This window comes from Priestia sp. AB, assembly GCF_028369225.1.
Taxonomy (GTDB): domain Bacteria; phylum Bacillota; class Bacilli; order Bacillales; family Bacillaceae_H; genus Priestia; species Priestia megaterium.
The window spans coordinates 1-25,119 of record NZ_JAQMYN010000024.1; the positions used below are offsets into that span (position 1 = coordinate 1).

At 33.3% G+C, this 25,119-nt stretch carries 31 protein-coding genes and 1 tRNA gene; 17 read left to right on the forward strand and 15 right to left on the reverse strand.

What is annotated here, in order from left to right; genetic code table 11:
- Window positions 1-2 precede the first annotated feature (2 nt).
- A tRNA-Glu gene (locus tag POF52_RS29015) sits at window positions 3-74 on the forward strand.
- A gap of 360 nt (window positions 75-434) precedes the next feature.
- Here the strand turns inward: POF52_RS29015 and POF52_RS29020 are convergent.
- The 3 genes from POF52_RS29020 to POF52_RS29030 form a co-directional block, all read right to left on the reverse strand.
- Window positions 435-1,559 (reverse strand): cell division protein FtsZ, encoded by a 1,125-nt coding sequence (locus POF52_RS29020; protein ID WP_271997347.1) that lies wholly within the window; start codon window positions 1,557-1,559, stop codon window positions 435-437.
- A complete protein-coding gene (locus POF52_RS29025; protein ID WP_029325486.1) occupies window positions 1,556-1,861 on the reverse strand; it encodes a hypothetical protein in 306 nt (101 codons plus the stop codon). The genes POF52_RS29020 and POF52_RS29025 overlap by 4 nt, the downstream gene beginning before the upstream one ends.
- Window positions 1,862-2,511: 650 nt before the next feature.
- Window positions 2,512-3,483 carry a helix-turn-helix domain-containing protein gene (locus POF52_RS29030; protein ID WP_271997358.1) on the reverse strand — a complete coding sequence of 324 codons (972 nt, stop codon included), beginning with the start codon at window positions 3,481-3,483 and terminating at the stop codon, window positions 2,512-2,514.
- Window positions 3,484-3,959: 476 nt separating this feature from the next.
- Here POF52_RS29030 and POF52_RS29035 point away from each other — a divergent pair, with 476 nt between their 5' ends.
- The 4 genes from POF52_RS29035 (at window position 3,960) to POF52_RS29050 (ending at window position 7,781) form a co-directional block, all read left to right on the forward strand.
- Window positions 3,960-5,108 carry a tyrosine-type recombinase/integrase gene (locus POF52_RS29035; protein ID WP_271997360.1) on the forward strand — a complete coding sequence of 383 codons (1,149 nt, stop codon included), beginning with the start codon at window positions 3,960-3,962 and terminating at the stop codon, window positions 5,106-5,108.
- A 410-nt stretch (window positions 5,109-5,518) separates the two neighbouring features.
- Complete coding sequence (locus POF52_RS29040) at window positions 5,519-6,703, forward strand: Alp7A family actin-like protein (RefSeq protein WP_271997361.1); 1,185 nt, start codon at window positions 5,519-5,521, stop codon at window positions 6,701-6,703.
- Window positions 6,704-6,720: 17 nt separating this feature from the next.
- Window positions 6,721-7,098 (forward strand): hypothetical protein, encoded by a 378-nt coding sequence (locus POF52_RS29045; RefSeq protein ID WP_271997362.1) that lies wholly within the window; start codon window positions 6,721-6,723, stop codon window positions 7,096-7,098.
- Between the two features lie 452 nt (window positions 7,099-7,550).
- Entirely contained in the window at window positions 7,551-7,781 is a 231-nt protein-coding gene (locus POF52_RS29050) for an AbrB/MazE/SpoVT family DNA-binding domain-containing protein (protein WP_271997363.1), read from the forward strand.
- A gap of 299 nt (window positions 7,782-8,080) precedes the next feature.
- On the opposite strand, the gene POF52_RS29055 is transcribed toward POF52_RS29050, so the two are convergent.
- From POF52_RS29055 to POF52_RS29065, 3 genes are all read right to left on the reverse strand, one after another.
- Entirely contained in the window at window positions 8,081-8,314 is a 234-nt protein-coding gene (locus POF52_RS29055; RefSeq protein WP_271997364.1) for a hypothetical protein, read from the reverse strand.
- A gap of 106 nt (window positions 8,315-8,420) precedes the next feature.
- Entirely contained in the window at window positions 8,421-8,852 is a 432-nt protein-coding gene (locus POF52_RS29060) for a branched-chain amino acid ABC transporter substrate-binding protein (protein WP_271997365.1), read from the reverse strand.
- Window position 8,853: 1 nt separating this feature from the next.
- Window positions 8,854-9,057, reverse strand: a complete 204-nt coding sequence (locus POF52_RS29065; RefSeq protein WP_271997366.1) for a helix-turn-helix transcriptional regulator — start codon at window positions 9,055-9,057, stop codon at window positions 8,854-8,856.
- Window positions 9,058-9,246: 189 nt separating this feature from the next.
- Here POF52_RS29065 and POF52_RS29070 point away from each other — a divergent pair, with 189 nt between their 5' ends.
- On the forward strand, window positions 9,247-10,008 hold the full coding sequence (locus POF52_RS29070; protein ID WP_271997368.1) for a site-2 protease family protein: 762 nt from the start codon (window positions 9,247-9,249) through the stop codon (window positions 10,006-10,008).
- A gap of 469 nt (window positions 10,009-10,477) precedes the next feature.
- Here POF52_RS29070 and POF52_RS29075 read toward each other — a convergent pair whose 3' ends face one another.
- Window positions 10,478-11,722, reverse strand: a complete 1,245-nt coding sequence (locus POF52_RS29075; RefSeq protein ID WP_271997372.1) for an MFS transporter — start codon at window positions 11,720-11,722, stop codon at window positions 10,478-10,480.
- A gap of 252 nt (window positions 11,723-11,974) precedes the next feature.
- Here POF52_RS29075 and POF52_RS29080 point away from each other — a divergent pair, with 252 nt between their 5' ends.
- Window positions 11,975-12,808 carry a hypothetical protein gene (locus POF52_RS29080; RefSeq protein ID WP_271997374.1) on the forward strand — a complete coding sequence of 278 codons (834 nt, stop codon included), beginning with the start codon at window positions 11,975-11,977 and terminating at the stop codon, window positions 12,806-12,808.
- 249 nt (window positions 12,809-13,057) lie between these two features.
- On the opposite strand, the gene POF52_RS29085 is transcribed toward POF52_RS29080, so the two are convergent.
- A complete protein-coding gene (locus POF52_RS29085) occupies window positions 13,058-13,318 on the reverse strand; it encodes a hypothetical protein (protein ID WP_098239825.1) in 261 nt (86 codons plus the stop codon).
- Window positions 13,319-13,468: 150 nt separating this feature from the next.
- Between POF52_RS29085 and POF52_RS29090 the strand changes: the two genes are divergently transcribed.
- Entirely contained in the window at window positions 13,469-13,699 is a 231-nt protein-coding gene (locus tag POF52_RS29090; RefSeq protein WP_013059979.1) for a cold-shock protein, read from the forward strand.
- Between the two features lie 126 nt (window positions 13,700-13,825).
- On the opposite strand, the gene POF52_RS29095 is transcribed toward POF52_RS29090, so the two are convergent.
- Together POF52_RS29095 and POF52_RS29100 are read right to left on the reverse strand one after the other, a co-directional pair.
- On the reverse strand, window positions 13,826-14,104 hold the full coding sequence (locus tag POF52_RS29095) for a DUF2178 domain-containing protein (RefSeq protein WP_161515500.1): 279 nt from the start codon (window positions 14,102-14,104) through the stop codon (window positions 13,826-13,828).
- Window position 14,105: 1 nt separating this feature from the next.
- On the reverse strand, window positions 14,106-14,330 hold the full coding sequence (locus POF52_RS29100) for a helix-turn-helix transcriptional regulator (protein WP_055992532.1): 225 nt from the start codon (window positions 14,328-14,330) through the stop codon (window positions 14,106-14,108).
- 552 nt (window positions 14,331-14,882) lie between these two features.
- Here POF52_RS29100 and POF52_RS29105 point away from each other — a divergent pair.
- Window positions 14,883-15,887, forward strand: coding sequence for a DUF3231 family protein (locus POF52_RS29105; RefSeq protein WP_271997387.1), 1,005 nt, complete (start codon window positions 14,883-14,885; stop codon window positions 15,885-15,887).
- Between the two features lie 194 nt (window positions 15,888-16,081).
- Here POF52_RS29105 and POF52_RS29110 read toward each other — a convergent pair whose 3' ends face one another.
- Window positions 16,082-16,216, reverse strand: coding sequence for an anti-repressor SinI family protein (locus tag POF52_RS29110; protein WP_141425901.1), 135 nt, complete (start codon window positions 16,214-16,216; stop codon window positions 16,082-16,084).
- 99 nt (window positions 16,217-16,315) lie between these two features.
- Here POF52_RS29110 and POF52_RS29115 point away from each other — a divergent pair, with 99 nt between their 5' ends.
- The 3 genes from POF52_RS29115 to POF52_RS29125 all read left to right on the forward strand — a co-directional run bounded on the left by POF52_RS29115 (window position 16,316) and on the right by POF52_RS29125 (window position 17,475).
- Window positions 16,316-16,477: a hypothetical protein gene (locus tag POF52_RS29115; protein WP_271997391.1), complete on the forward strand. Its 162-nt coding sequence runs from the start codon at window positions 16,316-16,318 to the stop codon at window positions 16,475-16,477.
- 126 nt (window positions 16,478-16,603) lie between these two features.
- Entirely contained in the window at window positions 16,604-16,936 is a 333-nt protein-coding gene (locus tag POF52_RS29120; RefSeq protein WP_271997394.1) for a hypothetical protein, read from the forward strand.
- A gap of 134 nt (window positions 16,937-17,070) precedes the next feature.
- Window positions 17,071-17,475 carry an NUDIX hydrolase gene (locus POF52_RS29125; protein WP_271997397.1) on the forward strand — a complete coding sequence of 135 codons (405 nt, stop codon included), beginning with the start codon at window positions 17,071-17,073 and terminating at the stop codon, window positions 17,473-17,475.
- A gap of 606 nt (window positions 17,476-18,081) precedes the next feature.
- Here the strand turns inward: POF52_RS29125 and POF52_RS29130 are convergent.
- Entirely contained in the window at window positions 18,082-18,408 is a 327-nt protein-coding gene (locus POF52_RS29130) for a GlpM family protein (protein ID WP_029325397.1), read from the reverse strand.
- Between the two features lie 148 nt (window positions 18,409-18,556).
- Between POF52_RS29130 and POF52_RS29135 the strand changes: the two genes are divergently transcribed.
- The 4 genes from POF52_RS29135 to POF52_RS29150 all read left to right on the forward strand — a co-directional run bounded on the left by POF52_RS29135 (window position 18,557) and on the right by POF52_RS29150 (window position 20,837).
- The gene (locus POF52_RS29135; RefSeq protein WP_271997401.1) at window positions 18,557-19,432 is read left to right on the forward strand and encodes a LysR family transcriptional regulator; all 876 of its coding nucleotides are present in this window, start codon (window positions 18,557-18,559) and stop codon (window positions 19,430-19,432) included.
- Window positions 19,433-19,711: 279 nt separating this feature from the next.
- Entirely contained in the window at window positions 19,712-20,041 is a 330-nt protein-coding gene (locus POF52_RS29140; protein ID WP_271997404.1) for a DMT family transporter, read from the forward strand.
- On the forward strand, window positions 20,041-20,355 hold the full coding sequence (locus POF52_RS29145; RefSeq protein ID WP_075422394.1) for a DMT family transporter: 315 nt from the start codon (window positions 20,041-20,043) through the stop codon (window positions 20,353-20,355). Before POF52_RS29140 ends, POF52_RS29145 begins: the two co-directional genes overlap by 1 nt.
- A 206-nt stretch (window positions 20,356-20,561) precedes the next feature.
- On the forward strand, window positions 20,562-20,837 hold the full coding sequence (locus POF52_RS29150; RefSeq protein WP_271997407.1) for a hypothetical protein: 276 nt from the start codon (window positions 20,562-20,564) through the stop codon (window positions 20,835-20,837).
- A gap of 216 nt (window positions 20,838-21,053) precedes the next feature.
- Here POF52_RS29150 and POF52_RS29155 read toward each other — a convergent pair whose 3' ends face one another.
- Window positions 21,054-22,049 carry an NADPH:quinone oxidoreductase family protein gene (locus tag POF52_RS29155; protein ID WP_271997410.1) on the reverse strand — a complete coding sequence of 332 codons (996 nt, stop codon included), beginning with the start codon at window positions 22,047-22,049 and terminating at the stop codon, window positions 21,054-21,056.
- Window positions 22,050-22,197: 148 nt separating this feature from the next.
- Between POF52_RS29155 and POF52_RS29160 the strand changes: the two genes are divergently transcribed.
- Window positions 22,198-22,791, forward strand: a complete 594-nt coding sequence (locus tag POF52_RS29160; RefSeq protein ID WP_271997412.1) for a TetR/AcrR family transcriptional regulator — start codon at window positions 22,198-22,200, stop codon at window positions 22,789-22,791.
- Window positions 22,792-22,891: 100 nt separating this feature from the next.
- Here the strand turns inward: POF52_RS29160 and POF52_RS29165 are convergent, their stop codons facing one another.
- Window positions 22,892-23,107: a DUF6366 family protein gene (locus POF52_RS29165; protein ID WP_271997415.1), complete on the reverse strand. Its 216-nt coding sequence runs from the start codon at window positions 23,105-23,107 to the stop codon at window positions 22,892-22,894.
- A gap of 959 nt (window positions 23,108-24,066) precedes the next feature.
- Window positions 24,067-25,077, reverse strand: a complete 1,011-nt coding sequence (locus POF52_RS29170; RefSeq protein ID WP_074684104.1) for an NADP-dependent oxidoreductase — start codon at window positions 25,075-25,077, stop codon at window positions 24,067-24,069.
- Window positions 25,078-25,119 lie beyond the last annotated feature (42 nt).

Genomic DNA, 25,119 nt, shown 5'->3' on the forward strand with positions numbered 1-25,119 from the left:
TTGGCCCGTTGGTCAAGCGGTTAAGACACCGCCCTTTCACGGCGGTAACACGGGTTCGAATCCCGTACGGGTCATCTTAAAAGCAGTTTGCATATGCAAACTGCTTTTTTATTTGTAGTAGATAAATTATTGATTTTAATATAGAATTTATATCGTTTCATAGCAAAAATGTTAATTAGAAAATTTTTTGATATTAGAGTAACAAATACGAAGTATATTCTTATACTCAGATTCGTCTACACCAAATATTCACCTACTTATTTCCAATTTAAACAACAACTCTTTCTGGAACACTCTACAAAAAAGAACCCTTGTGGCAGTAAGGGTTTCAAGTGATTCATAAAGGTGATTTCTCCACATCTGTGTAAACAAAGAGTCTATAAAAAGTGCATCTTATATCTATATGTTTGTTTTTATAGATATACTAAAAATGCTCAACGATTCTGATACTTATCTAAAATTGAATTGATTGCCTTCTTTTTATTTCTAGGTAGTGGTTTCTTATGAGAAGCCTTAGGCAATTTCAACTTAGATTCATAACCTGTTTCTATGGTAGATAACTCCTCTTTTACCTTCTGTTGTGCTTCAATTTTTTCTTCAATAGTTTTTAATCGGGTAGAATAATAAGGCATTCCTGATAAAATTGTTGTTACCTTTGCATGATCACTTTCATAGGTTCCTTCAAATAGATGGGTTGGTTCTCCCCCCTTAAAGGAACTAAATAGTTGGGCTGAATCTATCGTAAATAAGTCTAGTGGACCTTCATATATAATTCCTGCTTTTGGTATAGTTTGCATTTCAAGTGGTGCAAAGATTGAGTTTTCCCATGATTTCTTAATTACTTCTGTAATACCCTCATTTCTAATATCTGCTTGCCCTTCATCTAATTTTGTTATTTCTGCAGATGAAATGGCAGAAATTCCTTTTGTTGAAAAAATTGTACGTAAGTCTTTCTTATCTAAAACACCATGCTTAGAGTGTCTATCCGTATATTTAGGGAGAGTACTAATTAAGTTCACAAATGTTTCGTTTGTTTCTTTAAAGATTCTAGCTTTTCCTGCATTCGGATTTTTCTTTTTCACCTGCTCGTTATCAATAGGTAATACACAAAGGTCCTGACGTGAAAGCTCTTCAGTAACATACAGTGCATTGACTTGATGAACCAATGCTTCTGTAGTATCGGGTAAGATAGGAACAGCTACAATTGCTTTGTCATCCATTTCCTGAGCAAGAAGATCCACAAGCATCGGTCCAATACCACCACCAGAGCCACCACCTGCAGAAAAACAAACCATAATAATTTCAGTACTAGGTGTTGAAAAGTTCTCTTTAATAAATTTCAGTGCCAGTTCCCAGTTTTTATCGACCATAAGATTAATAGCTTCATCTCGATTTTTTCCTACTCCTTCGCTACCTATAAGCCTTAGACGCTCTTCTACAAAATCTAATGACTCCAAATCACGTTCTGAAAAGTTCAATGCAACAGCATTAATACCATTTTCAAATGCTAAATCAGCTATATTCCCACCTGCAGCACCAATTCCTACAATACCTATCATATTTCCTTAACCCCCTCATTTTCTTCTCCTTGAAGTATGGCCTGTTGTACAGCTTGTTGACCGTATTCTGTTAGATACAATTTATGTTCCTTTCCTCCAGTAACAGTTCCAATGAAATGGATAGCTTCAAGCTTGTTGAGTGTCTTACGAAAGTTAGCTGTTGAATATTCAAACTCATCTGCAATACTACTTTTCTTTATCGCTTTAAACACAGCGTTTGCTTCATTCTGAAATAACCATCCCAGAATGCTAACATCTTCAATAGTCAGTTTCCTCATTACCTCCTCAAAGTAGTCACTCATATAGATACTCCTTTCTCTAAAATGTACGTCATAGATATTTAAGTAGTTTATTAGCTTTTTTTGTCATTCAGATACTTTCGATGGTTTTTTCTATGCAATAAAAGTTCATGTGAATCTATATAAACTCACTGATTTTCATTGCGCATCAAGTATCACTGAGTAACAATATCGCTACATCACTATCCATATGTATATTAGAAAATCCTTATGACACATTTCCCAGTTTTGCATCGGAATCGTATACTTTGAATTATTTGTGACAGAACTAAAAGAATAAATAACTGTTAAAAGTCATATTAAAAAAGAGCATACACTTGTTGGAAACCAACGGGTTTATGCTCTTTTTTTACTTATAACACTTATTATATTAGCTAACTTTACATAGCAATAAAATACAAGTTTCTAGAGTACTGAAACTTGTATTGAACGGCCAATAACTTCCATTATAATCCATAAACCATGAGGAAATATTTAAAATACAGCTGAAATCAAATAGAAAGTAAATTAATCTATCAAAAGGATTAATTTACTTTCTAAAGTCCTAATAATAAGAAGATAATTTATTAAACTTTTTTATTTCATCGTATAGATAAAGACAAGCCCGTTTTTATTGGCTTGTCTTATTAAAGTTGAACGTTTCTTAGTTCATTCTATAATTGTTGTACAGCATATAGTAACAATTCTTCAATGTTTCGTTTGCCTAATTCTTTCGCTTTTTGCTGCAATTCTTCTTTCAAATCGCTTGTTACTTTGACTCGTACCACTTCCAAATCGCTATCAATATAAATGCCACGGCTACGCTTGTTAATTTTACCTGAGACAAGAACAGACTCTAATAACTCCATAAGTTCGTGTGAGGATTCGGTCAGTAATATAGGTTTGATTTCAATTAAAAATTGCTCTTTCTCTTCTTGTGGCGTAATCCTCATATTGGTCGGGCTTAGGTATTGATAAAATAAATCCATGAGCTTATAAAGATGTGATTTTGCATAAGCTGTTTGCTTAAAGGTAAAAGTAGCATAGCCTTCTTTGGTAATCATTTTTTTCGACTCAATGGTATAGGCTGCTTCAAAGCCTCGGTCAATTAATTCCTCTAATGTTAACTCCTCATGTTGTTCTGTAATAGCCATAATCGGATCTTCTACGGAGATGATACGGGCAAGTTGCTCTTTTTCCTCATCTTTCTTTACAAAAAGTTGAAATAAACCAATATTTTGTTCGGCATGATAAAAATGACGCTTACTCGGTTTGCGCCCGATTTCATGTGTGCGCTTAAATGCCTCTAACTCTTCTTCATGGACAAAATAGCAATTGATTCCTCGGTATTCTTCTTGGAACGCTGGTAATAATTCTTGCTTAATATACTTATTGACCGTTGTAACGGACACATCGAGTTGCTGCGCTACTTCTTTTGTCGTAAGTCCTGGCTTTTTTAATTCTTCTTTTAACCGAACCACATCTACTAGATCAAATTCATAACGACCCTCGATATGCCAGTCATCTTTATTAATCGGATGTAGTTTTCCTTGCTGGATATATGTATAAATTGTTTTCTTAGATGAAATAGCTAACATCTCCATCACGTCTTCAATGGTAATAATTTTACTGGGGTTATCAATCATAAAGCACACTCCTTATATTTTTCTATTAACTAATAATCTATTATATCATATTTAAATAAGATTAAAGTTTAAAAGTTATTGTATTATAAGTGTAAATGGTAAAACTAACTTATAAAAAATAATGTTTTAATATTGACTCTAAATAACGACAAATACATTGTTTTTCTACAAATGATATAAATTTTATCCTGTTTTTATAAAAAGTAAGTTTTCACTTTTACTTCTATATAAGATAAAATAAAGAAGTAATATCTCTAAAAAATAAATTTTAATGCGTACTTAACTGTAGTAATAATTAATATTAAACTAGTATTTTATCACTTTTAAATTTGTTATGAACGTTATCACCACTGTTAGAGGTCCCTTGCTTTTTACATACACATAAATTGATACATAATCTTAAATAGAGAAGAAACTACCTTAACACTAAAGAGAAATATGAATAAGAAAACGAGATTATTGAAAGGAGAGGTTTTATGCAAAATATATCCTTAATGAATATAGGAACGGAGATACGTGAGAGAAAAGAGAATTTCCATAAAGTAGTTTCGTTGATGTTGAATACTACATACTATGATGCTTTAGAAGAAAGAAATGAGCATCACCAGCGAAAAAACGAAGGCATGTTTAGCGATTTTACAGACGAAGACATGATGTACTACTATGTTCATCAACGAAAGCATATCCGAAAGAATCGAGAACGAAAAGAGAACACAAAAGTAGAGTACCTACGGATCTTATTGCAGTTTTATCAGTATGCAATAGAAAGTGAGTCATTCTTACGACAAGATGTAGACCATTATATAGAAGAAACGATTTTTAAAAATCTAAGACCTTGGCACATAAGGAATTATCAAATGTATTTAAGTACTGCATTGTTAGGTAAGGGTGGTAAACCTTATTCACCCGCAACTTTAGATGCTAAAATGACGATTTTAAAAAGTTTTATGAAATGGTTACATGAAACGAAGTATATTCAGTATCCGTTGCATAAAGAAATTTTGAGCACATCACTATCAGAACAAGAAATTCCAAATCGAGATTTGTACTATCATGAAGTTAAGCAGATCCTAGACTATTATAAACACCATCCCATTAACTATGGATTGTTAACCATGTTGGCTATGACAGGATTACGTGTACAAGAAATAGCCAATGCTTCATGGGGAGATGTATATCTAGACAGCTTAAGTGGGCATTATCGCTTAAGAGGAGTAGGTAAGGGTGGAAAGAAATTTGATAAGTTACTTCATCCCTCCCTATATGAACGAATTCTTGCCTTTAGAGCAAGACGCAATGTCAGTACAGCCTTAAATACGAGCGATCAAGGCCCATTATTTCCGAGCAAAGATGGAGAGTATTATCACTATAAAAACTTAAGTAATTATATTGTGCGTATCATTGAACGAACAGAGTTACCTTTTGTGAAAGAACGAACTGACAGGATTACGCCCCATTATTTTCGTCACTTTTATGCCATTTACAGTAGGCAGCAGGGGGCAGATATCTTTTTAATTCAAAAGGAACTAGGTCACAGTGATCGTAAGACAACAGAGCGTTATCTGGAGAAGGTTTTGCAGCGCGAACAAGAAATTGGGCTAATGTGGAAGGAACAAGATTTCTAATTACTGTATGTATGGAATTACCCTAGTGTGCTTGAACCGTCTATGTGAAGATTTAAATAGAACCTTTTGTTGTTAGATTTTCTATTGTAGCAATTTTTATTTCTATAGATAAGGACAGGGTTTTTGTATTCCTTTTTTCTTTTTAGATGTATGAAAATACTTGATGTGATGGTTATGTAGTCAACACATAGTATTTTTCATTATAAGCGACTTAGTACCTTCTTATTAACATGATTCCTCTTATCCTAATTTAATTTACGTCTCAAGGTAAGATCAACTAAATAAACATGATTGTTGATATATGTAAGTTTTTGATGATAAATAAGTTCATCTAAAAAGATTGTCCAACCTCTTTTTTTTATGTATAATTAGTTCAATAGAAGTTCAACTTAAAAATGAGGTGTATAGAGATGAAAATTTCACGTTTTAATAAAGATTGCGGAAACTCTGTGGATATGAACATCATGGATGGATATTTATTTGATTTTCCAACGAATGTAGTTGAACTGCAAAAAGAAGCTGCAGATTCTTTCTTTACAGATGCTGTTACAGCTCCAGAAGAATTTAAAAAGCGTATTTTACTTTCCACAACTATTCAAGGAGAAGAGAAAGAGCGCTATTTCTTGGTCGGTGACATTGCCGCAAGTCAATTACTTGCCAACAATCACATTAATAAATTACATAATAAAATTACAAGCCATATTCCATACATCACCTTTTTAGCTGCCATTTCGTATTACCATGCGTTACATGCTAAGGATAAAAAGGATAACACAGTTGAAATTGACTATTTTTCTACGATGTTACCAATCTGGCTTCTTAAGAAAGAGAGCACGTTTGGGGCGGCTCAAAAAGCGATGGCTAATCGCTTCTTAGGCGACCATACGTTTACCGTGCATACGCCTGGTTTTGAAAATACGTTAAAGGTAGTAGTAGAAGAAAGTGCATGCTTAAAAGAGGGGGAAAGTGCACGTTTTGCGTTAAAAAAAGACTTAACCCTTGAAGATCGTGAAGATGCGAATGAGTATGTAGAATGTGAAACAGTTATGGTGGACATTGGTGGTGGTTCCATTGACGTAGTTATTCTACCTGAAGGGTTGAAAGCTGCCAATAGTCGTGAATCATTCCAAAGCATTGAAGGCATTCCTTATTTAGCGCATATTGATAAATTGCGTAAAGAGAAATTTCTAGAACTGTTTACAGACTTACGTGCCTTTGATCAATTTATTCTTGATAACTACAGCAAGCAAAAGTTTGTATTAAAAAACGAAAACACAGGCGAATCCATTGATTTAACAAATACAATCAAGTCTTCTCTTCGAGAATATGTAGAGATTTTATTGGCTAAATTAAATGATGTCGCACCACCACCAGCGAACAAAGTGCGTAAATATGTGTACTGTGGAGGGGTAGCTCCTACTTTAGAAGTTGCCATCATGAATAGTATGCGTGAAAAAATTGGAGAAGAACGTACAGACAAGTACCATAAGGTTCCTCAAGATAGCCGTCACTTAAATTTATTTGGCTTGGAAATTCGTAGTATTGGTTACGTTCAGAAGAAGCAAGCAGCAGAGAAAAAAGCCGTTAAATCCTAACAACGTAGGTGATAAGGATGTCAGAACGCCAAAATGCGTTTACCATTAAGACAAATCGATTGAGTGATGAAGTGTATAATCAACTGGCTACATATGCTAAATCGCGTAAGTTAGGAGATTATATTTCGTCTTTAATTCTACGTGATTTAGATGAAACATCTACTGGAAGAAAAGCAAGGGAAGATAAAAAAACCTACGAAATGTTTGAGCATATTAAGAATGAACTATTTGATTTAAAGGCATTAGCCCAAACAACGGGTTTTAGAGGAAGCAATACTTTTAAAGAAGAAGAGCCTTCAAAGGTTCCTCAACTGAAAGAAGGAAAAGTTGCAGATTTAGAAAATATATCTGGCTCATTAGACGATGATGACTTAGAAGAATATAGCGATTTTTAAACGGTAAGCCACTAGTGCATCTAGTGGCTTTCTTTATTGTAATAAAATTTAATTTTAAAATTAAAATGGAACACAAATCTTATATCCTTACAAAAAATCGTATACACTCGTCAAATCTACAAAATTTTTATAAGAATAAGTTCATTTAATATCTATTTTGTAGAAAAACCCACAATTTGTCGTCACTTAAAGTAAATAATAAAACTTTAATTTTAATAACAAACTTTATACATTTACTTATTAATTATAATATAATTAAATGGTTAATTAAGTTATGAATTACTTTTTCTAAATATTATTAAGATTAGTTGTTGTGAACTTTATATTCGATTATTATCTTTTTAATAAGTTGTTTAAATAGAATCATTGATTCATCTTTCATCTGTTTTTTATGACTTATGCCTTATGCCTTATGCATTTATGGTATTATATATTAGCATGGAGGTGAACCAATGGAGTTAGAAATTGAACGCAAGATATCCAAGGTGGGAAACTCTTTAGGAATGACACTGCCTGCAGAGATTGCAAAGATAGCAGAAGTAGAGGTAGGAGAAACTGTATATCTTACAGTGAACTCTATTACAAAGGAGATTACAATAAGAAAGAACCCTCAAAAAGAGGAGTCCTTCAAAGAGATGGTAAGAGATATAGTTGAAAGCTATCTAAGGGAGAGAAACCTTTAACTTTTACACGGGTCAATCAATAACACGTAAGTACACTGCACCTGCATAATGGTAAGAGATAACATAGAAGACGAAGAGAAATGAGCACTTGAAAATTAAAATATAATTAAATTTACATACTGTATGCTTATTTTGAGCAAACTACCTACGAATTCTTATGAGGATTCACCCACAACTTAATTTATCAGTAGAAAACAACTATCTTCTCCCGAGGATAGTTGTTTTCTTTTTAGATTATGTAAAAGAAGCATGCTTAGTTAATATAAAACAGCTTATCGGTAGAAATAAAAAGCAGACCTTTAATTAAAGATCTGCCTCTTTTCTTTAGCAAAAACTAAGTAAGTTCCCACTATAAGCATAATGCCCAAAGCTATGCAAATTAACCAGTACGTTAAAGGGAAACTATATGAAACTGTCATAACTCCAGTATTTCTATCCAATGTTCTAACGATAAAAGGAGTATAAATTATCTTAATAGTTAAGTACGTTAATAAAGCTTGAGCAATAAGAAATATCCCTATTGCACGTTTCATAACCTTGCCTCCAGACTCATACATGTTTCTATGTACACTGTAACATAAATAGGCTTACTTATTAATTTTAGTTACCACAATGTTCCTTATGGGAAGTATTTATAATTTATTCTTCATCGTCTTTAGAACGTTTTTTTATTAAAAAATAACCAAATGAAAACGTTCCTAAAAAACATAAAAATATAACTGAACCAATTATTATACTATCAGCGAAGCTACTATTAGATGTTATCTTTGTTAGTAGACCCAAAAAAACTCCGGCAGCTAAACAACATAATACTAATAAGTAATAGGGCATTTTTCTAATTCGTTTCTCATTTTCATAGGAGTCAACAGAAATACTTAAGTTCAAATACCCTAATATAACACTGGTAAGTATCAAAACTAGCCATATAGGATTATTGGTAATATTATTGAATCCCTTCGTAATACCGTCGTATATTACAATCCCCACAAGTGCTAAAGTTTGAAAAGCAAACGCAAAACGAATATTTTTCAAGTTTTTGATAACAAGTCTTTCGTCTGTTATTACTTTCATTCTAAATCTCCTCCTGATCAACCCAAAAAATCTCATCTAAGGTTTTATTGACTGCATAACATATTTCTAAGCAAATTTTTAATGTAGGATTATATTTTCCTTTTTCAATTAAACTAATGGTTTGACGAGTAACACCAACTTTTTCAGCTAATTGATGTTGAGTTAAATCAGCTTGTACACGAAATATTTTTACATTGTTTTTCAATATAAACCAGTTCCTTCCTGATTGAAGTGTAACATATACATTACATTATTCAATATATATATTACATTATTCTCGAATTAAATTTACACAATTATCATTATCGGAAATAAATTCTTAAAAACTTGTCCAAATATCACTTACTAAAAATGATATAATTTCTATATTATTACATTTAAAAGGAGATATTTAATGAGTTTTCAAGAAATCATACTAATCATGATAGCTGCTACCATCGTACACGAAATAGGACATCTTATAGGAGCAAAATTAGTAGGAATTAAAATTAAAGAAGCCTCTCTTGGGTTTGGCCCAATATTATGGGAGTTCACTTTACAATCAATAAAGTTTAAAATTTGTTGGATTTTATTAGGTGGGTACGTGATGCCCGCAGGGAGTGACGAAGAATTTTTAACATATTCTAAAAAGCGTCGGATAATCTTAACAGCTTCAGGATTGATAATGAGTATTATAATTCTTCCCATATTTTCTCTTGTGCTAATAAAGTTAATTGAGGGAGATTCATTTCATGTTGGCATAAAATTTGTCGACTTAATACATGTTTTCTTGAATCATCCTTTTCAATATTTTTACTCAGGGTTAACAATATTTCCGACAACAATCTATTCTAATGAAATCTCTAATTATTTGAGTTGCTTAGCTGAAATTAGTTTGTTCCTAGGCATAGTAAACGCTCTACCCATCCCAGTTTTGGATGGTGGACAAATAATAATGACCCTGCTAGAAAATAAGATGCCGAAAATTAAAGAGAAATATACCATCATAAACAGTATTGGATACTTAATTATAGTAGCTATTATTTTATTGCCGATGATTGAAGTATTTCTTAGAAATATAAAAACTACATTTCCAATTATTTTATTTATAGGGTTTATAATATACAGAGTGGTTAGGATCAACCACAGGTTTGAAAAAAGTAGTAAAGATGTCTAATTATAATTAGTAATTATTGAATGTATATTTCATACATCTTTAGGTACCATAATGTAGCTTATCGGCAGCTAAAAGTAAAAAAGCTATCTCATTCTATGAGATAGCTTTTATAGTATGCTTTAAATGAATTCAAATGCAATTAATGAAATTATAAGTCCTAAAAAAACAGAAATTATGTTAAACCACCATCTATTCTTTGATCGGAGAAGCCATAAGCCAGCAGGTATCACCATTAAGTACTTGGAAACAGTCTCGTTTATATACAACAATTCGGGTAAAAAGCTGATAGATAGATAAAATCCTATACCTAAAATCAAAGAATTTCTAATCAAAACTAACAACATAAGCACACTCCGTTAAATATTTCAGTTCATATAGATTTTATCCTATATCCAAAGACAATTAAATTAAATATTTCAGTTCACATAACAGGTATTATCGGCAGGTTAGAAATTTGTAATATAAATGCTTAAGCTTTTATAGAGTGAGATTCTTGCTCCGTTTCAGTTTTGATATTATAATCCCTCAAAGTTTTTGATGACAAAGCTAGGATAGCTGAACCACAATATAGAGCAGCTGCCAAAATAAAAACAAGTTTTACACCTAACATATCTCCTAAATATCCCATTATTAAATAGGTAACACCTGTCCAAGGAGTAAGTATGATGTTTCGAGCAGCTGTGACTTTAGCAAGTTCAGACTGTTTAATAATATCTTGTAAGACCGTTACCTGACATGTGTCTCTGATTTGATATAAAGGACCCATTAATAAACAAAAAATAAGCGCAAGTATTCCACTGGAAGTTGTTGAAAACATAAATGTGAATAGTCCCATAGACAGACCACTTAAGGCTATAATGTATCCCATTTTCATTTCTAAAATTCTTGACAAATATACAACAATTAATCCTCCTAGAATAGCACCAATGAAGTAAGACGCATTAATAAACCCCCACCAATCTTCTCCCTTGCCTAGTACATCATGAGTAAATGCTAATAATAAAGCAGAAGACCATATAGCATTAGCTAAAGCCTCAAAAAAGTCCATAATAGTAATATTTATAAGGATGGGAGATTTATAAATTGAACTCCACAATGGTTGGGCTTTTTTCTTAACTGTTAATGTAGTGTCTTTATGAGGTAATTTAATCTTATAAATTAGAAAGCCGGAGACAAAAAAAGAACCCATTATTAAAAGAATCATAGCAAACGGAGAGATAAGTAAGATTAAGATACCTCCTCCTCCCCAAAGACCAGCCAATAAAATTTGATTAACAACAGATAGACTACCATTCGCTCTAATATATTCCTTCTTTTCTACAATTAGAGGAATAACAGACATTCGAGCAGGTGCATACCAAGCCCCAATAAAATTTAATACAAATAAAACAATCAATAATAAAATGAATGAGAATGTAAAATGAGTTACAATTAATCCACCTAATATTAAAGTTAAAACTCCTCTAGACCATCCTACAAATCTCAATAAAGCTAAGGTATGAAATGAATTAATATACTTAGCAGCATATAAATTGCTTAGAAATCCTGCAAGAGAAGTCAATGCTAGTACAGCACCTGAACCTAATACCGAATTAGTTTGCTTGTAGACATTAACCATAACTGAAATGGTTAATAAGGTATTTGCTAACGTCTGTAAAATCTGAGAGGTCCATAAAATTTTAAAATTTTCATTTAAGAACAACGATTTTTTCATTTTATCAACCTTTTCATAAAGATTTTAAGTCTTTAAACTCTTCTACCTCATAAAATTCCTTATATTTACACTTTATCAAATATAAGTATTGAAATCATTATTTATGACATATATAGATTTAGTTAACATAGTGTTCCTTATCGTTAGTTACTTAATCTTGTGTATGAGTATGGATAGGTCTGCACAGTTTCTCCACATCTATTTGATATAAATAGTGGACAGCAGTACTTATTACAATGAAAGGGTGTATATATGAAAAAGTTACTATTTGTCGTGGTATCTCTCTTAACTATGATTGCTTTGGTAGCATGTAATAAGGATTCTGAACATAAGCAGATGAAACACGACATGGCAAACATGGACCATAACGATTCTTCAAAAGAAAAACAACAAGTTGCCGTACAAACCGATTGGAAGTTTGAACATTATCCTCAGGCTAATACAACCAACCAGTTAACAATCACAATTAAAGATAATAAAGGGAAGCCTATTTCCGAATTTGAGGTAAATCACGAAAAGAAAATGCATCTGATTGTTGCAAGCAAAGACTTGTCAAAGTATCAACACATCCATCCTACTTATAAGGGAAAAGGTGTGTTCACAGTACCTGTTACGTTTACTCAGGGAGGATCATTTCAGTTAATTGCTGACTTTGTACCGAAAGGACAACTGGATACAGTTCAAATGCATACGGTTTCTGTTAAAGGAAATACACCAGCTCCTGTTAGCCTTACACCTAATAAGGAGTTAGTAAAAACTGTTAATGGGAATCAAGTGTCTCTTAAAATAGATAGCCAGCTAAAAGCGAATCAGGAAACTATGCTAAATTTTCATTTTGAAGACGCTCAAACCAAACAGCCTATTCAGGATTTACAACCATACCTTGGAGCTGTAGGACACGTTGTCATTCTAAATCAAGACGCAACAAAATATCTGCACGTACATCCGATGGATGAAAGGGTAAAAGGATCTAATGCTATGTTCCATACAACATTCCCTTCACCTGGCATCTATAAAGTTTGGGGAGAGTTTCAGCGCAGTAACAAAGTCTTTATAGTTCCATTCGTAGTGGAAGTTAGTAAATAACTAAAAAAGAATCTATCTCTGTGAGTTATTCGTCAATCATTCTTTCTGTATAAACTACTTCAGATAAATTAGATCATCCAAAATACATTTATATTACAGCAAGGAACTACTGTTGAGGGACAGTAGCTCCTTCTACTTTTTGACTCTATAACCTATGAATGTTCAGTTAACATAATACAGCTTATCGGCACTAAAAAAGGATCTTTCGTTAGAAGATCCTTATAGCTGCTTATTTACTTTAAGTGTTTTTTAGAAATTAAAGATAAATGCTGATACAACTAAATAAGTTAATGAGAATAAACTTAATAGGAAAACAAAAGATGCAAAAAGTAAAACCTTTGACTTTTTATTGATTGTTATACCGTTTTTGAATAAGTTAGAGAACCCTAACAACAAACCTCCTAAAATCGCTACTAATCCAAACAATTCATTAACTGTACTTCCCATCCATACTCCTATAACAAGGATTATTAAAGCAAAAAATGGATTAAAAATAACATTCACCGTCACATTAATCAGCCTCTTTCTTATGAAATTACTATTAATTACTATTTTATCAGAAAATGGATTAAAAACCGGTGTATATCATATATATCTTTAGTTAATATAATCACCATTATCGAAACAAAAAAATACTGATACTGAAGGAGGAAGATTTATATGGCAGAAAGGCAAGTTGGAACAGTTAAGTGGTTCAATCATGAGAAAGGATTTGGCTTTATTACACCAGAAAATGGACCTGATCTTTTTGTCCATTTTACAGCTATTGAACGGACTAAAGGGACTGAAGGGGTTGTTATTAAAAGCTTAAAAGAAGGGCAAAAGGTTACTTTTGTAGTAGTGAATGGCCAAAGAGGTATGCAAGCAGAAATGGTACGGGTCCTAGGCTAATATCCTAAGGGAATTATTACACAGTAAAAAATGTATATCACATGCAAAATTAGTTAACATAATCATCATTATAAGCATATATAAGAAAGGCCATCCAATACATTAGATGGCCTTTCTTATTACATATTAAATTCTTTTTTTATAATACATAATAGACAATGCATTTGTAATGATAACTAAACTGAAGCATAAGCTAAGAGCATTTTGAAATTGGGCATTGGTAAATGGACTAAATAAATTGAAGATAGTAATCACCGTAAACCCTATAATAAAGATCATCAATACAACTGAACTGGCTTTTCCTTGTATTTGTGCTCCTCTTTCATCTTTCGCTTCTTTATTAAGAAACGTAGCCCAATAAAAACCACCAATTAAAGCAAGAATTACTGCAAGTGTCATCATCATTTTATTCTCCCTCCGCAAATTCATAATCAAAGACTTCGTAAATGTTCTTACTAAATTGTTTAGCAATTTCAAATGCAAGTATTAGAGATGGATTATATTTATTGGATTCCAGTGAAGCAATAGTTTGTCTAGAAACACCAACACGATCTGCTAATTCTTGTTGTGACCATCTCATTTCAGCCCTTAAAACTGGAATTCGATTGGTTAATGCTCCTTTTCGTTGCATCTCAACACCTCAATTTCCTTTTTGTTACATCCAATGTAATATATTTCATTCTTTTTGTAAACTATTTCTTACAAAATGACAAAAAAAGTTTACTTAAGTTTTGAAAAATATGAATAAGATATATAACTTCAGTTAACATAATGTGATTTATCAGAAGCAAAATAAGTTTTATAAAAATAATCATATTTCATGTTTCATTTTCAATCAAAGGGGTAAAGTATTATGTTGGATTGGAATTTTACAAGAAACAGTCTTTTTAGATCTGTTTCTTTTTTTATTTAAGATTATAAAACGAATAGTGAATAGAAAATTGAGCAAACTACCCAAGATGTTACTAAACATTGACTCATACAACTAAATTCTGCAACAGAAAAAACCTACCTCTTTTGACTGGGAAGAGATAGGTTTTTTCTGTTTTTAAGCTGTATATGATGTACAACCGTAGTTACCATAATGTACGTTATCTGAAATTACAAGCTAAAAACCTTTTTTTGTTAAGATAAAATTCATATCTATTAATAAATTAGTAAATATTATCCATGAGGTGATCATATGGATAAAAATAAGATAAAACTCACATCTTCTGAAATAGGGACACTATGGGGAGAGTATGTAAACGGAACAATGACGGATGTAGTAAATCGATATATGTTCTCTATTATTGAGGATGAGTCAATAAAGACCATTTTTGAAGATGCTATCAAGACCTTCGCAAAACAAAAAAAACAAATTGTAGCTTTTATAGAAAACGAAGGGTTTCCAGTTCCAATTGGATTTACTGAGTCTGATCTTAATAACGGTACCAAGAGATTGTTCACGGACATATTCTGCTTAAATTATTTACATATCATGACGTTACATGGCTTGCTAGGACATACAACCTCATTAGGTGTTTCTGTCAGAGAAGACTTACGCCACTTCTACGATACATGTGATAATGATGCTAAAAGGATGTATCATCAAACGATTGAATTATTACTTGAAAAAGGGGAGTTTCAGAGGGACCCTTATTTTTATCCTGCTACGAACCCTGAATATATTTCTAGCCAGGATTTTACGGATGGGTTTTTCGGGAAAGGCAGACGCTTAACGGCACTAGAAATCATAAGTATTTCCTTCAACCTTAAGAAAAGCATTATGGCTAAAACTCTTTCTATTGGATTTAGTCAGGTCTCTCAATCAAAAGAAGCAAGGGAATTTTTAGAGGATTCGGAGAAAACAGCTGATGAACAAATACAATCCTTTTCAAAAATAATGCACGCGGATAATTTACCAGTTCCTAAATCGTGGGAGACAGAAGTAACAACTTCAACAGACGCTCCCTTTTCTGATAAATTAATGATGTATCATATTGGTTTCTTGTTCCAAGCTGCACAAGCGTATCATGGAACAGGTTTAGCATCAGCAATGCGAACAGATCTTGTAGCTGCTTATGAAGGTGTTATTCTAAAGAATTTAATGGTAACAAAAAAATGGTTTAATATTATGGTGAAAAATAAATGGTTAGAACAGCCACCACTTGCTCCTAATAGAAAAGAAATTGCAAAAGAAAAATAATAAAGGAATGAATACAAACGAATCTATTCAGCAAACTATTAAAGATGCAATAGAGCATCAACTGAACATCTATATTTTAACGACTAGAAAAAACTACCTCTTTCCCGATGGTGGTTTTTTCCCTTTTTAAGCTGTATAAAGTCTACAAACTTAGTTAACATAGAGCACTTTATAAGCGCAAAAAAAGGCCTGAGTCATTTAGAAACGGGTCCTTTTTGATTTGAGTATATAAATTCTTTTACTTCTACAATTGAGAGACCTAATTGATAAGCTTCTTTCATAAGACTTATCCATTCCTGATCAAGCCTACTATCTTCTTTTCTTAGCACTTACGATTCCTCCAACTTTCCTAATCGGAATTAATTAGGCTCTAACATTTAATAACAAGCCATTAGAAATTGATACTATTAAATAAAGAAGTAGAAGAGATGGCTAAAAAACGAATTGAAAGCCATAAAAAGCGAATGAAGTTATCTGAAGAGTTAGAAAGTAACTGGGATAATAAAGAACTCCAAGATAGAATCATCGAGTTAGAGGAAGAAAGCCAAAAACTCAAGAAAAAAATTGAAGATTTACAGGCTAACTTTTAAGTATCCTTTCAGGGTGCTTTTTCAGATGAGTTCTGGAAAGATATATGTTATACAGTAGAAAAGAGGTGACCTGTTAATCTTTGGCGAATTAAGGAGAGGAAACAAGTAGAGAAGGAGGACTTAATAGTGAAAGAATTAGTCATTAATGATGTTGTATTTGATGTAAAATACCTTACTACGTCTACAGCCAACAAAGAAGAAGTGGGACTTGAAAAAAGAATTATTAATAATGGAAAAATGACTAAGGGAAGAGATCAAATTAAGTTTTCATTTTCTGTTTTGGGTAAACAAGATTATCAATTATATGATACCTTTTTTGAGAATACTCATTATACTGTTGTAATCCCTGAAACGAGTGAAAGATTTATAGCTCATAGTGTTTCGCATAGTACATTTTATCAGGGAGCTGAAGTGACAGATAACACAGAAGTGGTATTTAAAGTTATGCTTACCAAATAAAGAAACTGCCTGTGTTTAAGCTCACACTATAACATCTTTTAAAGAACTTGCTTAAGATTATAATCCAGTTTGATTAAGTTCTATTTATTAAAAACACCTGTATGCCTAAAATGTTTTTCTAAGGGGAGATCTCAGTGAGTACGTGTAGTGGTTTTGCAATAATTTGCTTAAATGATAAAGATGAATTATTAATGGTCTCCCAAGAAAAATCCAACATGCCAAAGTGTTGGTCTGTTCCTTCTGGTGCTATCGAAGGACATGAAAGGCTCGAAGATTGTTGTGTTCGAGAAGTATGGAATCAAACGGGTTATCAAGTAGAGATAGTAAAAAAAATACACGAGAATAGCTCAACTACCTATAGTGTTGATGTTTACATGACCTATTTTGAAGTTAAGATATTAGCTGGAGAAAAGAAAGTCCAGGTCGTAGACTCATATTTCTGGCAACCTATATCTAAAATTAATCATTTGAATATGCTATTTGAAGATGAACGTGAAGTTGTACTAAATTATATAAAGAAGAGAAAACAGTTCCTTTAATCTTGCTCAAGGATATTATTTTACCTCTATACACATGTATGGAGATTCGTGGTCTTTTGAAAAAACTACGAAAATATATAGAGGGGAAGTTAAATAATTGATTAATACAACCATTAATTTAATGAGGATTGTCATGAATACTACTATGAGGAATAACTTAATCTTTATAAATCATTACCTCAAATCGAGGGACATTTTTTTATCTAGATCTAAGACACCATAAAAAACCCCCTCCATCGTAGGGAGAATAGGTTGCTTTCTTTTATTTGTCTACTATGGAGGAACATCCCCTCTTTTAAAATATTGTTTTTATAGCTAGGTACACTGCAACAATCGAGGCAATGACTATAAGTTCATATTTGTAGTCACTAAGAGTAAATAGTAAAACTTTAATAATATACGAAGTGCTTTAGTATTTACTTAACAAATAAGGGAACTTAGGTAGAAGAAACAGTAGGTTTCTATTTAGGTAGAATCGATTACAAAATTTATTTTTAAATTTGGATGTATATGAATCTACAAATCTGGCTAGACTAATAACGTATTCCCCCTATTCCGATAAATTTGAAAATCCTTTGCTTTTATCAGCAAAGGATTCTTTTTTTATTAAGAGAAAAAATACTTACATCCAACCATGTAAAGAGTATAAATAATAAATGCACATATCACAGCATATAAAGGCTTAAACCAATTCGTCAGTATAAAAATAAGACTAATCAATATAACTGCACCAAAAGAGCCAAAAATAGCATTTTTTTGTGTCACTCTAAAATCTGTAATGTTCATATTTCTCATTTGTAATTGAATATTTACCAATGTCATGATGGGTAGTAATGTGATAATACCTGATAAAAACAAGTATCTCGATTTACTTAAAAGGGAAGCACATACCATGATGGTTCCACCCAAAAAAAACTGTAGAATATAAGCCACTATTTCCTCTCCTTATTACCTGTTAATTAAATATCAATTTAAATTTGAAATTATCTCGTTTTTTATTTTATTTTCTGAGGACATATAAGTAAACTAAATATAAGTGATAGTAGATATAAGAAAACATTATGTCATAAGGAAGGGTTAAATGAGTCTAAAAAAATATAATGCTTATATTAAAGTAGTTGAAGTCGGGAGTTTAACAAAAGCAGCAGAAATGTTGAACTACACACAACCAAATATTAGTCAGATGATTAGTAGCTTAGAAGAAGAATGTGGCTTTCCATTATTGATAAGGCAAAAAAATGGTGTCAAGCCTACTAAAAATGGTCTAGCAGTGTTGCATGCCATGCGAGAAATTCAAAGAGGATATGAAAAGTTATCGGAAACAGTTAATCAAATTAATGGATTAGAAACAGGGAAAATTCGTATAGGAGCTTACACAAGCATAGCTACAAATTGGATGCCAAAAATATTAGCTGAATTCAAAAATTTATATCCTTTTATAGAAATTCAAGTATACGAAGGAAACGCATCTGAATTAAATCACTGGCTAGAAGAAGATCAAATAGATTTTGGGATTGGTACATCTCATAATGATAAGTGGGACTTTCAACCTTTGGTTGAAGATCCTATTCTTGTCATTATGAGCCAACAACATGAATTAGCTAAATTAAACCTAATAACTCTGGAAGAAATAGAGTCTGCAGAGTTTATTCTACCGTATTCAGATTCACATTTCGAAGTACAAAATATATTTAACCAGGAACAGATATTGCCTAAAATTGTGTATCAAGTCAGAGGAGATGAGACCATTATTTCAATGGTGAAGAATAATTTAGGAATAAGCATACTCCCAAAATTGCTATTAAGTAGATGTACTGAAGATATAGTCATTAAGCCTTTAGAAATTGATGTTTCTAGACAGCTCGGAATCCTAATGAATACAAAAAAACATGCACAAACACCATCCGTTAATAAAATGACCCACTATATCAATGAATGGGTGGAGAGAAATAACTAGACTATGAAATTAGTAAAAAGTCATAAAAAATTTTTCATTCAGGTATGCATATCATATAAAAAACTAGTTAACATAATGTAAACTCTAGGAATCAACCATAAAAAAGAACCCTTGTCACAAGGGTTCTTTTTTATCTCGACGTTTTTAATTTATTTTAAATTTTAATTATCATTCAAACTACTGAAGAACGGTGAAATGGTGTAATCACTTTCCTTTTGACAGTTTCTTGAAGTTAGAATATAATGAATGACAGTCAGTCATTTTTGAGGAGTGAGTAAAATGAAATGGTTATTGGTCGTCATTGCTGGGATTTTAGAAGTTCTGTGGGCTTCAGGTCTTAAGTATGCCCATACCCTTTTAGAATGGATTATCACCTTTATTTTAATTTTAGTAAGCTTTATTCTACTAATTTATTCATATAAAAAGATTCCAGTTGCTGCAGCCTATACTGTATTTGTAGGCATCGGAACGGCAGGAACTTATCTTATTGGGGTCTACTTAGGTGAGCCTTTCTCTATTACACAAATTATCTTTTTATTAATTTTACTAACAGGAATTGTTGGAATGAAAACATTTACTAACGAACACGAGAGCAGGGGTGAACAATGATGGCCTGGGCATTATTAATATTAGCCGGTATTGAAGAAGTTATTGCTACAATTGCAATGAAGTATATGGATGGTCTTAAAAAGAAGGGGCCATTGTTCGTTATGGTCATTGGTTTTGCTTTTTCTTTTTATTGTTTATCTAATGCTATGCGCATACTTCCTGCTGGAGTCGCTTATGGAGTATGGACAGGTGTTGGGAGTGTAGGAATTACTTTAACAGGCATCTTATGGTTTAAAGAAAAATTAGGGATTTATCAACTTATATCTCTTTGTTTTATTTTAATTGGGGTGATTGGTCTAAAAATGGCTAGTTAATTATTAAGGTAAGTTTTATAATGAAATTTAATATTTCATCTCATTTGAAGATTGCTTATAAAATAAAAAAACAATTAGAACTGAATAGATTTCTAGTTGGGTTTTTATTTCACATAATACCAATTATCGGAATCCTAATGAAATATAAATAATAGCTAAATAAGGTTATAATAGACCATAAATATAAAATAAGGTGAGATGTATTAATGATTGATTTTATATCTGATCTCCTTTCAAATGGGTTGTTAGACTTCACTAAGGATGGCTTAGATACAAGGAAAATTGACAGCAATATTAAATTACTAAGAAAGCAAGAATGGTTTAAAAAGATTTATGAGAATAACCAATACTATTCACTACTTATCGGAAATAGAGAAGTTAGAGCTTACTTGGAAAGTAATTTTCGTGTTAAAAGAATGATTCGTAATGAGAAAGCTCAAGCAAAGTTCTTATTACTCTTAAATAAAGAGTTGAAGATATGATTACTAAGACATAAAAGCTAACATATCCAATTTCGATTATGAAAAAAGTTTATATAATTTATAACTCTAGTTACCATAATCAATATTACCGGAAGCAAAAAAGCACAAACCTGTTTAGGAACAAAAGGTTTGCGCTTTTTTGTTTGTATTTCTCAAATATTTTAAAAATCCTTTATAGTGCTTTTGACATTAAGAAATCTTAATATAAATTTCTTATCAGACTAATTTTACAATCGTTCTTCCTCTTACGTGCCCTTTTAAAATGTTAGGAAGAACAGTAGGAAGCTGATCTAAACTAATTTCTTGTGAGATAAAATCTTCAAAATTAGGTGGCTTGAAATCTGTTGCTATGCGTTGCCATATTTTTAAACGTGTTTCCATTGGACAATATACAGAGTCAATTCCAAGTAAATTGACACCCCTTAAAATGAATGGAAAAACAGTAGAGGCCAGTTTTGCCCCAGCTGTTAATCCACTAACAGCAACTGAACCTCCGTATTGAATCTGGCTTAAAACAGAGGAAAGAGGCTCTCCACCAACAGGGTCAACGGCTGCAGCCCATTTTTCTGACCCTAAAGCTTTAACTTTTCCTCCATACGTCATATCCCTTGAAATAATGGTATGAGCCCCGAGCTTTCGTAAATACTCATACTCCGATTCTTTCCCTGTGCTAGCTTCTACCTTATAACCCAGAGAGTTGAAAAATGAGACCGCAAAACTGCCAACGCCACCGGTTGCACCTGTTACAAGAACTTTTCCTTTTTCTGGTGATATTCCATTCTCCTCTAGACGTTGTATAGATAGGGCTGCCGTAAAGCCTGCTGTTCCTACTACAATGGCTTCTTTAAGGGTCAAACTTTCAGGTAAAGGTACAAGCCAATCACCTGGAATACTGGCATATTCGCTGTAACCACCAAAATGAGAAACACCTATATCGTAACTTGTTGCAATAACTTCATCTCCTTCATGGAAGCGAGGGTCATTAGAAGAAACGACTACACCTACTAAATCTACCCCTGGTATAAATGGATATTTTCTTACGATTTTACCATCAGGAGTACCTGCTAGCCCATCTTTATAGTTAATCCCGGAATAATATACCTTGATTAAGACATCACTCTTAGGCAAGAATTCTAGAGAAATATTTTTTATTTTCATTGAAAATTCATCATTAACTTTGTCTACCACTAGTGCTTTGAATAGATCTTTCATTTTGTAATTCCTCCTTTCTGAAACTACTTCTAGTATACATTATTATTCTGACCGGTCAAACTTTTTTTGACCGGTCAGAATAATTTTTGTTCAAATTTTATAAAATGTTGTATACTAATTTGTACGTTTAGTTTGCTGGAGGTTTATTATGAAGAAAAAAGCAGAAGAGAGAAAGAATCAAATATTAAGAGCAGCTTTCCAAGCTATGTCAGTACAAGGTTATAATTCGGTTACTTTACAAAGTATTGCTGATCATGCAGAAGTTAGTAAAGGAGTCGTCCATTATTATTTTGAGAATAAGGAAGACACCCTATCTCAACTCCTTGAGTGGCTTACAAATAAAATCTATAACTACGAGCTTGCAGCAGTGAATTCAGAGTCTACTCCCTTGGGTAAATTAAAAGCTTATGTAAACTCAGTATTTGTCGCTCCTGAGAAAAATGCAAAATTTTATAGAGTTTATTTAGATTTCTTGTCTCAGGCAGGTCAAAATGAAACATATAGAAAAATTAATCATAGTTTTTATCAAAATTGTTGGGACATTACATCTGACATTATTACTTCTGGTCAGAAAACAGGAGTGTTTGAACAGAATATTAATGTAGAAAAGACTTCAAAAACCATGCGCGCTATTATAGATGGGTTGCTCATTCAATGGTTAATGAACGAAGATATAAATACCCATCAATATTACAAAGAGACTTGCTATCAAAGCTTTTTAGACTTGCTAAAAGTTAATTAGATGCTCTTTTTTGACTTTTTAAACTGTCTACCTGCTATACTTTAAATGATAAATAAGAAGAACATCTCATATGATGTTCTTCTTTTAAATTTAATCTATATTACTTTACAAAGATGGATGCAAGAATGAAGCCTATAATAATCAAAAGAATAAGTACACCTAGACCTTTCCAACCTAAACTACCTGCTAATCCAGAAAGGTTTCCAGCTTCATTTCGATTAAAGGCGTCATTAATATTTCCAGTTGGATTTCTTTTTATTTCTTCTTGTTTTAAACGCTCTCTTCTTCTTTCAGGTGTTTCTTTACCTTCACTCATTATCCCACCACCGTTTACCACAATTCTAACATATTGTAGTTAAACTATATAAATGTTACCATTTATATTCATAAAAATATAAGGATGATCTAATGGGTACATTTAGTCCAACAGGATTGCTATTATTCTTAATAATTATTGGTTTCATAGGACTTCTAGCTTTTAAACTTGTTAAAAAACTAAAGAAGAAATAAGTAATAAAAAGAACCTGCTATATTAAAACAGTAGGTTCTTTTTATTATTGTATACCGTATACATCTCTAGTTTACATAAACACTCTTTCCGGAACACACCATAAAAAAGAACCCTTGGTAGGCAAGGGTTCAAAGTTTGTTGTTCGAACGGGAACATGCAGCCTTTTATACATCCTTGGTTTAACGGGTTTTACCGTAAATATGAATGACCTGAAGATGTATAAAAACTCTGCGTTTTATACATATGCTTTTACGGGAAAATATAGTATTTGTAGCAAAAATGTGCTAAAATTTACTAGAATCCGTTTATCATACGCTTTATACGTGTGAACCCTGTTTATGAGCTACCTCGCTTCCACTGCCGAGGTAGCTTTTTATTTTGCTTACCTTTTGATTGGACAAATTATAACCTAATACTATATTTTAGATATATACATGTATATATTTCACTTTTATCAACTAGTAAAAGCAGCTATGATCAACCACACATGTAAGAAAAGCCCTCAATTAATTTTGAGGGCTTTTCTTGTATTTTTCTCCAATATAGATAAATGATAAAACTATTTTTAATAAAGTACATTCATCATTACTTAATGATATGCCGAAAAGTGAAACTAGACATAATCAGCTTTATGTAAACTAACTCTGTATATCGTATTAAGTTAGCAAATTTTCCTAAAGCTCATTCGCGGTCCTCGTTAATGGAACGCCGCATAGTTTTGCGCCGTTTCACTAGGAGTGTGATAATCATTCGAGCTGTCATCCTTACACAACCGTGAGCACGATCTTGCCTTGGATGTGCCCACGGGCGGCTCGTTCGTGCGCCTTGCGAGCATCGGCAAGTGGAAACGTGCTGTCGATGGCGACACGAACCGTCCCGGCATCGAGCAAACGCCCTAGTTCCACTAGCTGCGGGCCGTTTGAGCGCACTTGGGTCATCGATACCGTGACGCCCAGCTTTGCGGCCTCCTCGGCGTCGGAGAAGCCTATGAACACTGGGAACAAAGCGCCGCCACGCTTGAGCGTACGCAAGAAACGACCGGTTGTTGGACCACCGAGGGTATCGAGGACGAGATCAACGTCATGGACGATGTCCTCGGGAGGGCTCTTGGTGTAGTCGATGAATTCGTCGGCACCGAGCTCGCGCAGGAACGACTCATGCTTGCCCGATGCCACCGCGATGACATGTGCCCCCTTCCATTTAGCCAGTTGCACTGCTAAATGTCCCACACCCCCCGCGGCACCATTGACGAGTACCGTCTTGCCGTTGAGTGGCAGAGGGCGATGCGACTCCGGTTGAAACGGATTCGCTTCATTGTGCCCCAACTCGATCAGGAACTGCCAGCCGGTGAGACCTGCCATCGGCGCCCCTGCAGCGTGCACATGATCGATGCCAGCAGGTTTGAGTGCAAGATCCGACGCTGGTGCGGTAACGTACTCGGCATAAGCAGCGCTCTCCCCCATACTAGGAAAGCGAACCATGCCGAAAACTTCATCGCCAATGGAGAAGCCTTGCACATCCGTGGCTACCGCCTCGACGACGCCCGACATGTCCGAACCCAGAATTAAGGGGAAGGACACCGCCGGCTGCCACTCAGGAGGAAGATCTTTATACCCCTCGCGCAGGTACCAGTCGGGAGGGTTGATGCCAACCGCGTGAACACGGACAAGTACTTCCCCAGGTTTCAGTTCAGGAAACGGTGCCTCCTCGTAACTCAGTACCTCAGGGCCGCCGAATTCGTGTTGCCGAATCGCCTTCATTGTGTTTGTAGACATCGCTTTCTCCTTTCACACACATGTGTTATCCTTATTAGAGCA

Excerpts from the sequence above, each read along its gene's own strand:
- POF52_RS29020 (WP_271997347.1), bottom strand. The coding sequence starts at position 1,559 with ATGATAGGTATTGTAGGAATTGGTGCTGCAGGTGGGAATATAGCTGAT.
- POF52_RS29025 (WP_029325486.1), bottom strand. The coding sequence starts at position 1,861 with ATGAGTGACTACTTTGAGGAGGTAATGAGGAAACTGACTATTGAAGAT.
- POF52_RS29030 (WP_271997358.1), bottom strand. The coding sequence starts at position 3,483 with ATGATTGATAACCCCAGTAAAATTATTACCATTGAAGACGTGATGGAG.
- POF52_RS29035 (WP_271997360.1), top strand. The coding sequence starts at position 3,960 with ATGCAAAATATATCCTTAATGAATATAGGAACGGAGATACGTGAGAGA.
- POF52_RS29040 (WP_271997361.1), top strand. The coding sequence starts at position 5,519 with ATGAAAATTTCACGTTTTAATAAAGATTGCGGAAACTCTGTGGATATG.
- POF52_RS29045 (WP_271997362.1), top strand. The coding sequence starts at position 6,721 with ATGTCAGAACGCCAAAATGCGTTTACCATTAAGACAAATCGATTGAGT.
- POF52_RS29050 (WP_271997363.1), top strand. The coding sequence starts at position 7,551 with ATGGAGTTAGAAATTGAACGCAAGATATCCAAGGTGGGAAACTCTTTA.
- POF52_RS29055 (WP_271997364.1), bottom strand. The coding sequence starts at position 8,314 with ATGAAACGTGCAATAGGGATATTTCTTATTGCTCAAGCTTTATTAACG.
- POF52_RS29060 (WP_271997365.1), bottom strand. The coding sequence starts at position 8,852 with ATGAAAGTAATAACAGACGAAAGACTTGTTATCAAAAACTTGAAAAAT.
- POF52_RS29070 (WP_271997368.1), top strand. The coding sequence starts at position 9,247 with ATGAGTTTTCAAGAAATCATACTAATCATGATAGCTGCTACCATCGTA.
- POF52_RS29075 (WP_271997372.1), bottom strand. The coding sequence starts at position 11,722 with ATGAAAAAATCGTTGTTCTTAAATGAAAATTTTAAAATTTTATGGACC.
- POF52_RS29080 (WP_271997374.1), top strand. The coding sequence starts at position 11,975 with ATGAAAAAGTTACTATTTGTCGTGGTATCTCTCTTAACTATGATTGCT.
- POF52_RS29090 (WP_013059979.1), top strand. The coding sequence starts at position 13,469 with ATGGCAGAAAGGCAAGTTGGAACAGTTAAGTGGTTCAATCATGAGAAA.
- POF52_RS29095 (WP_161515500.1), bottom strand. The coding sequence starts at position 14,104 with ATGATGATGACACTTGCAGTAATTCTTGCTTTAATTGGTGGTTTTTAT.
- POF52_RS29100 (WP_055992532.1), bottom strand. The coding sequence starts at position 14,330 with ATGCAACGAAAAGGAGCATTAACCAATCGAATTCCAGTTTTAAGGGCT.
- POF52_RS29105 (WP_271997387.1), top strand. The coding sequence starts at position 14,883 with ATGGATAAAAATAAGATAAAACTCACATCTTCTGAAATAGGGACACTA.
- POF52_RS29115 (WP_271997391.1), top strand. The coding sequence starts at position 16,316 with ATGGCTAAAAAACGAATTGAAAGCCATAAAAAGCGAATGAAGTTATCT.
- POF52_RS29135 (WP_271997401.1), top strand. The coding sequence starts at position 18,557 with ATGAGTCTAAAAAAATATAATGCTTATATTAAAGTAGTTGAAGTCGGG.
- POF52_RS29140 (WP_271997404.1), top strand. The coding sequence starts at position 19,712 with ATGAAATGGTTATTGGTCGTCATTGCTGGGATTTTAGAAGTTCTGTGG.
- POF52_RS29145 (WP_075422394.1), top strand. The coding sequence starts at position 20,041 with ATGGCCTGGGCATTATTAATATTAGCCGGTATTGAAGAAGTTATTGCT.
- POF52_RS29150 (WP_271997407.1), top strand. The coding sequence starts at position 20,562 with ATGATTGATTTTATATCTGATCTCCTTTCAAATGGGTTGTTAGACTTC.
- POF52_RS29155 (WP_271997410.1), bottom strand. The coding sequence starts at position 22,049 with ATGAAAGATCTATTCAAAGCACTAGTGGTAGACAAAGTTAATGATGAA.
- POF52_RS29160 (WP_271997412.1), top strand. The coding sequence starts at position 22,198 with ATGAAGAAAAAAGCAGAAGAGAGAAAGAATCAAATATTAAGAGCAGCT.
- POF52_RS29165 (WP_271997415.1), bottom strand. The coding sequence starts at position 23,107 with ATGAGTGAAGGTAAAGAAACACCTGAAAGAAGAAGAGAGCGTTTAAAA.
- POF52_RS29170 (WP_074684104.1), bottom strand. The coding sequence starts at position 25,077 with ATGTCTACAAACACAATGAAGGCGATTCGGCAACACGAATTCGGCGGC.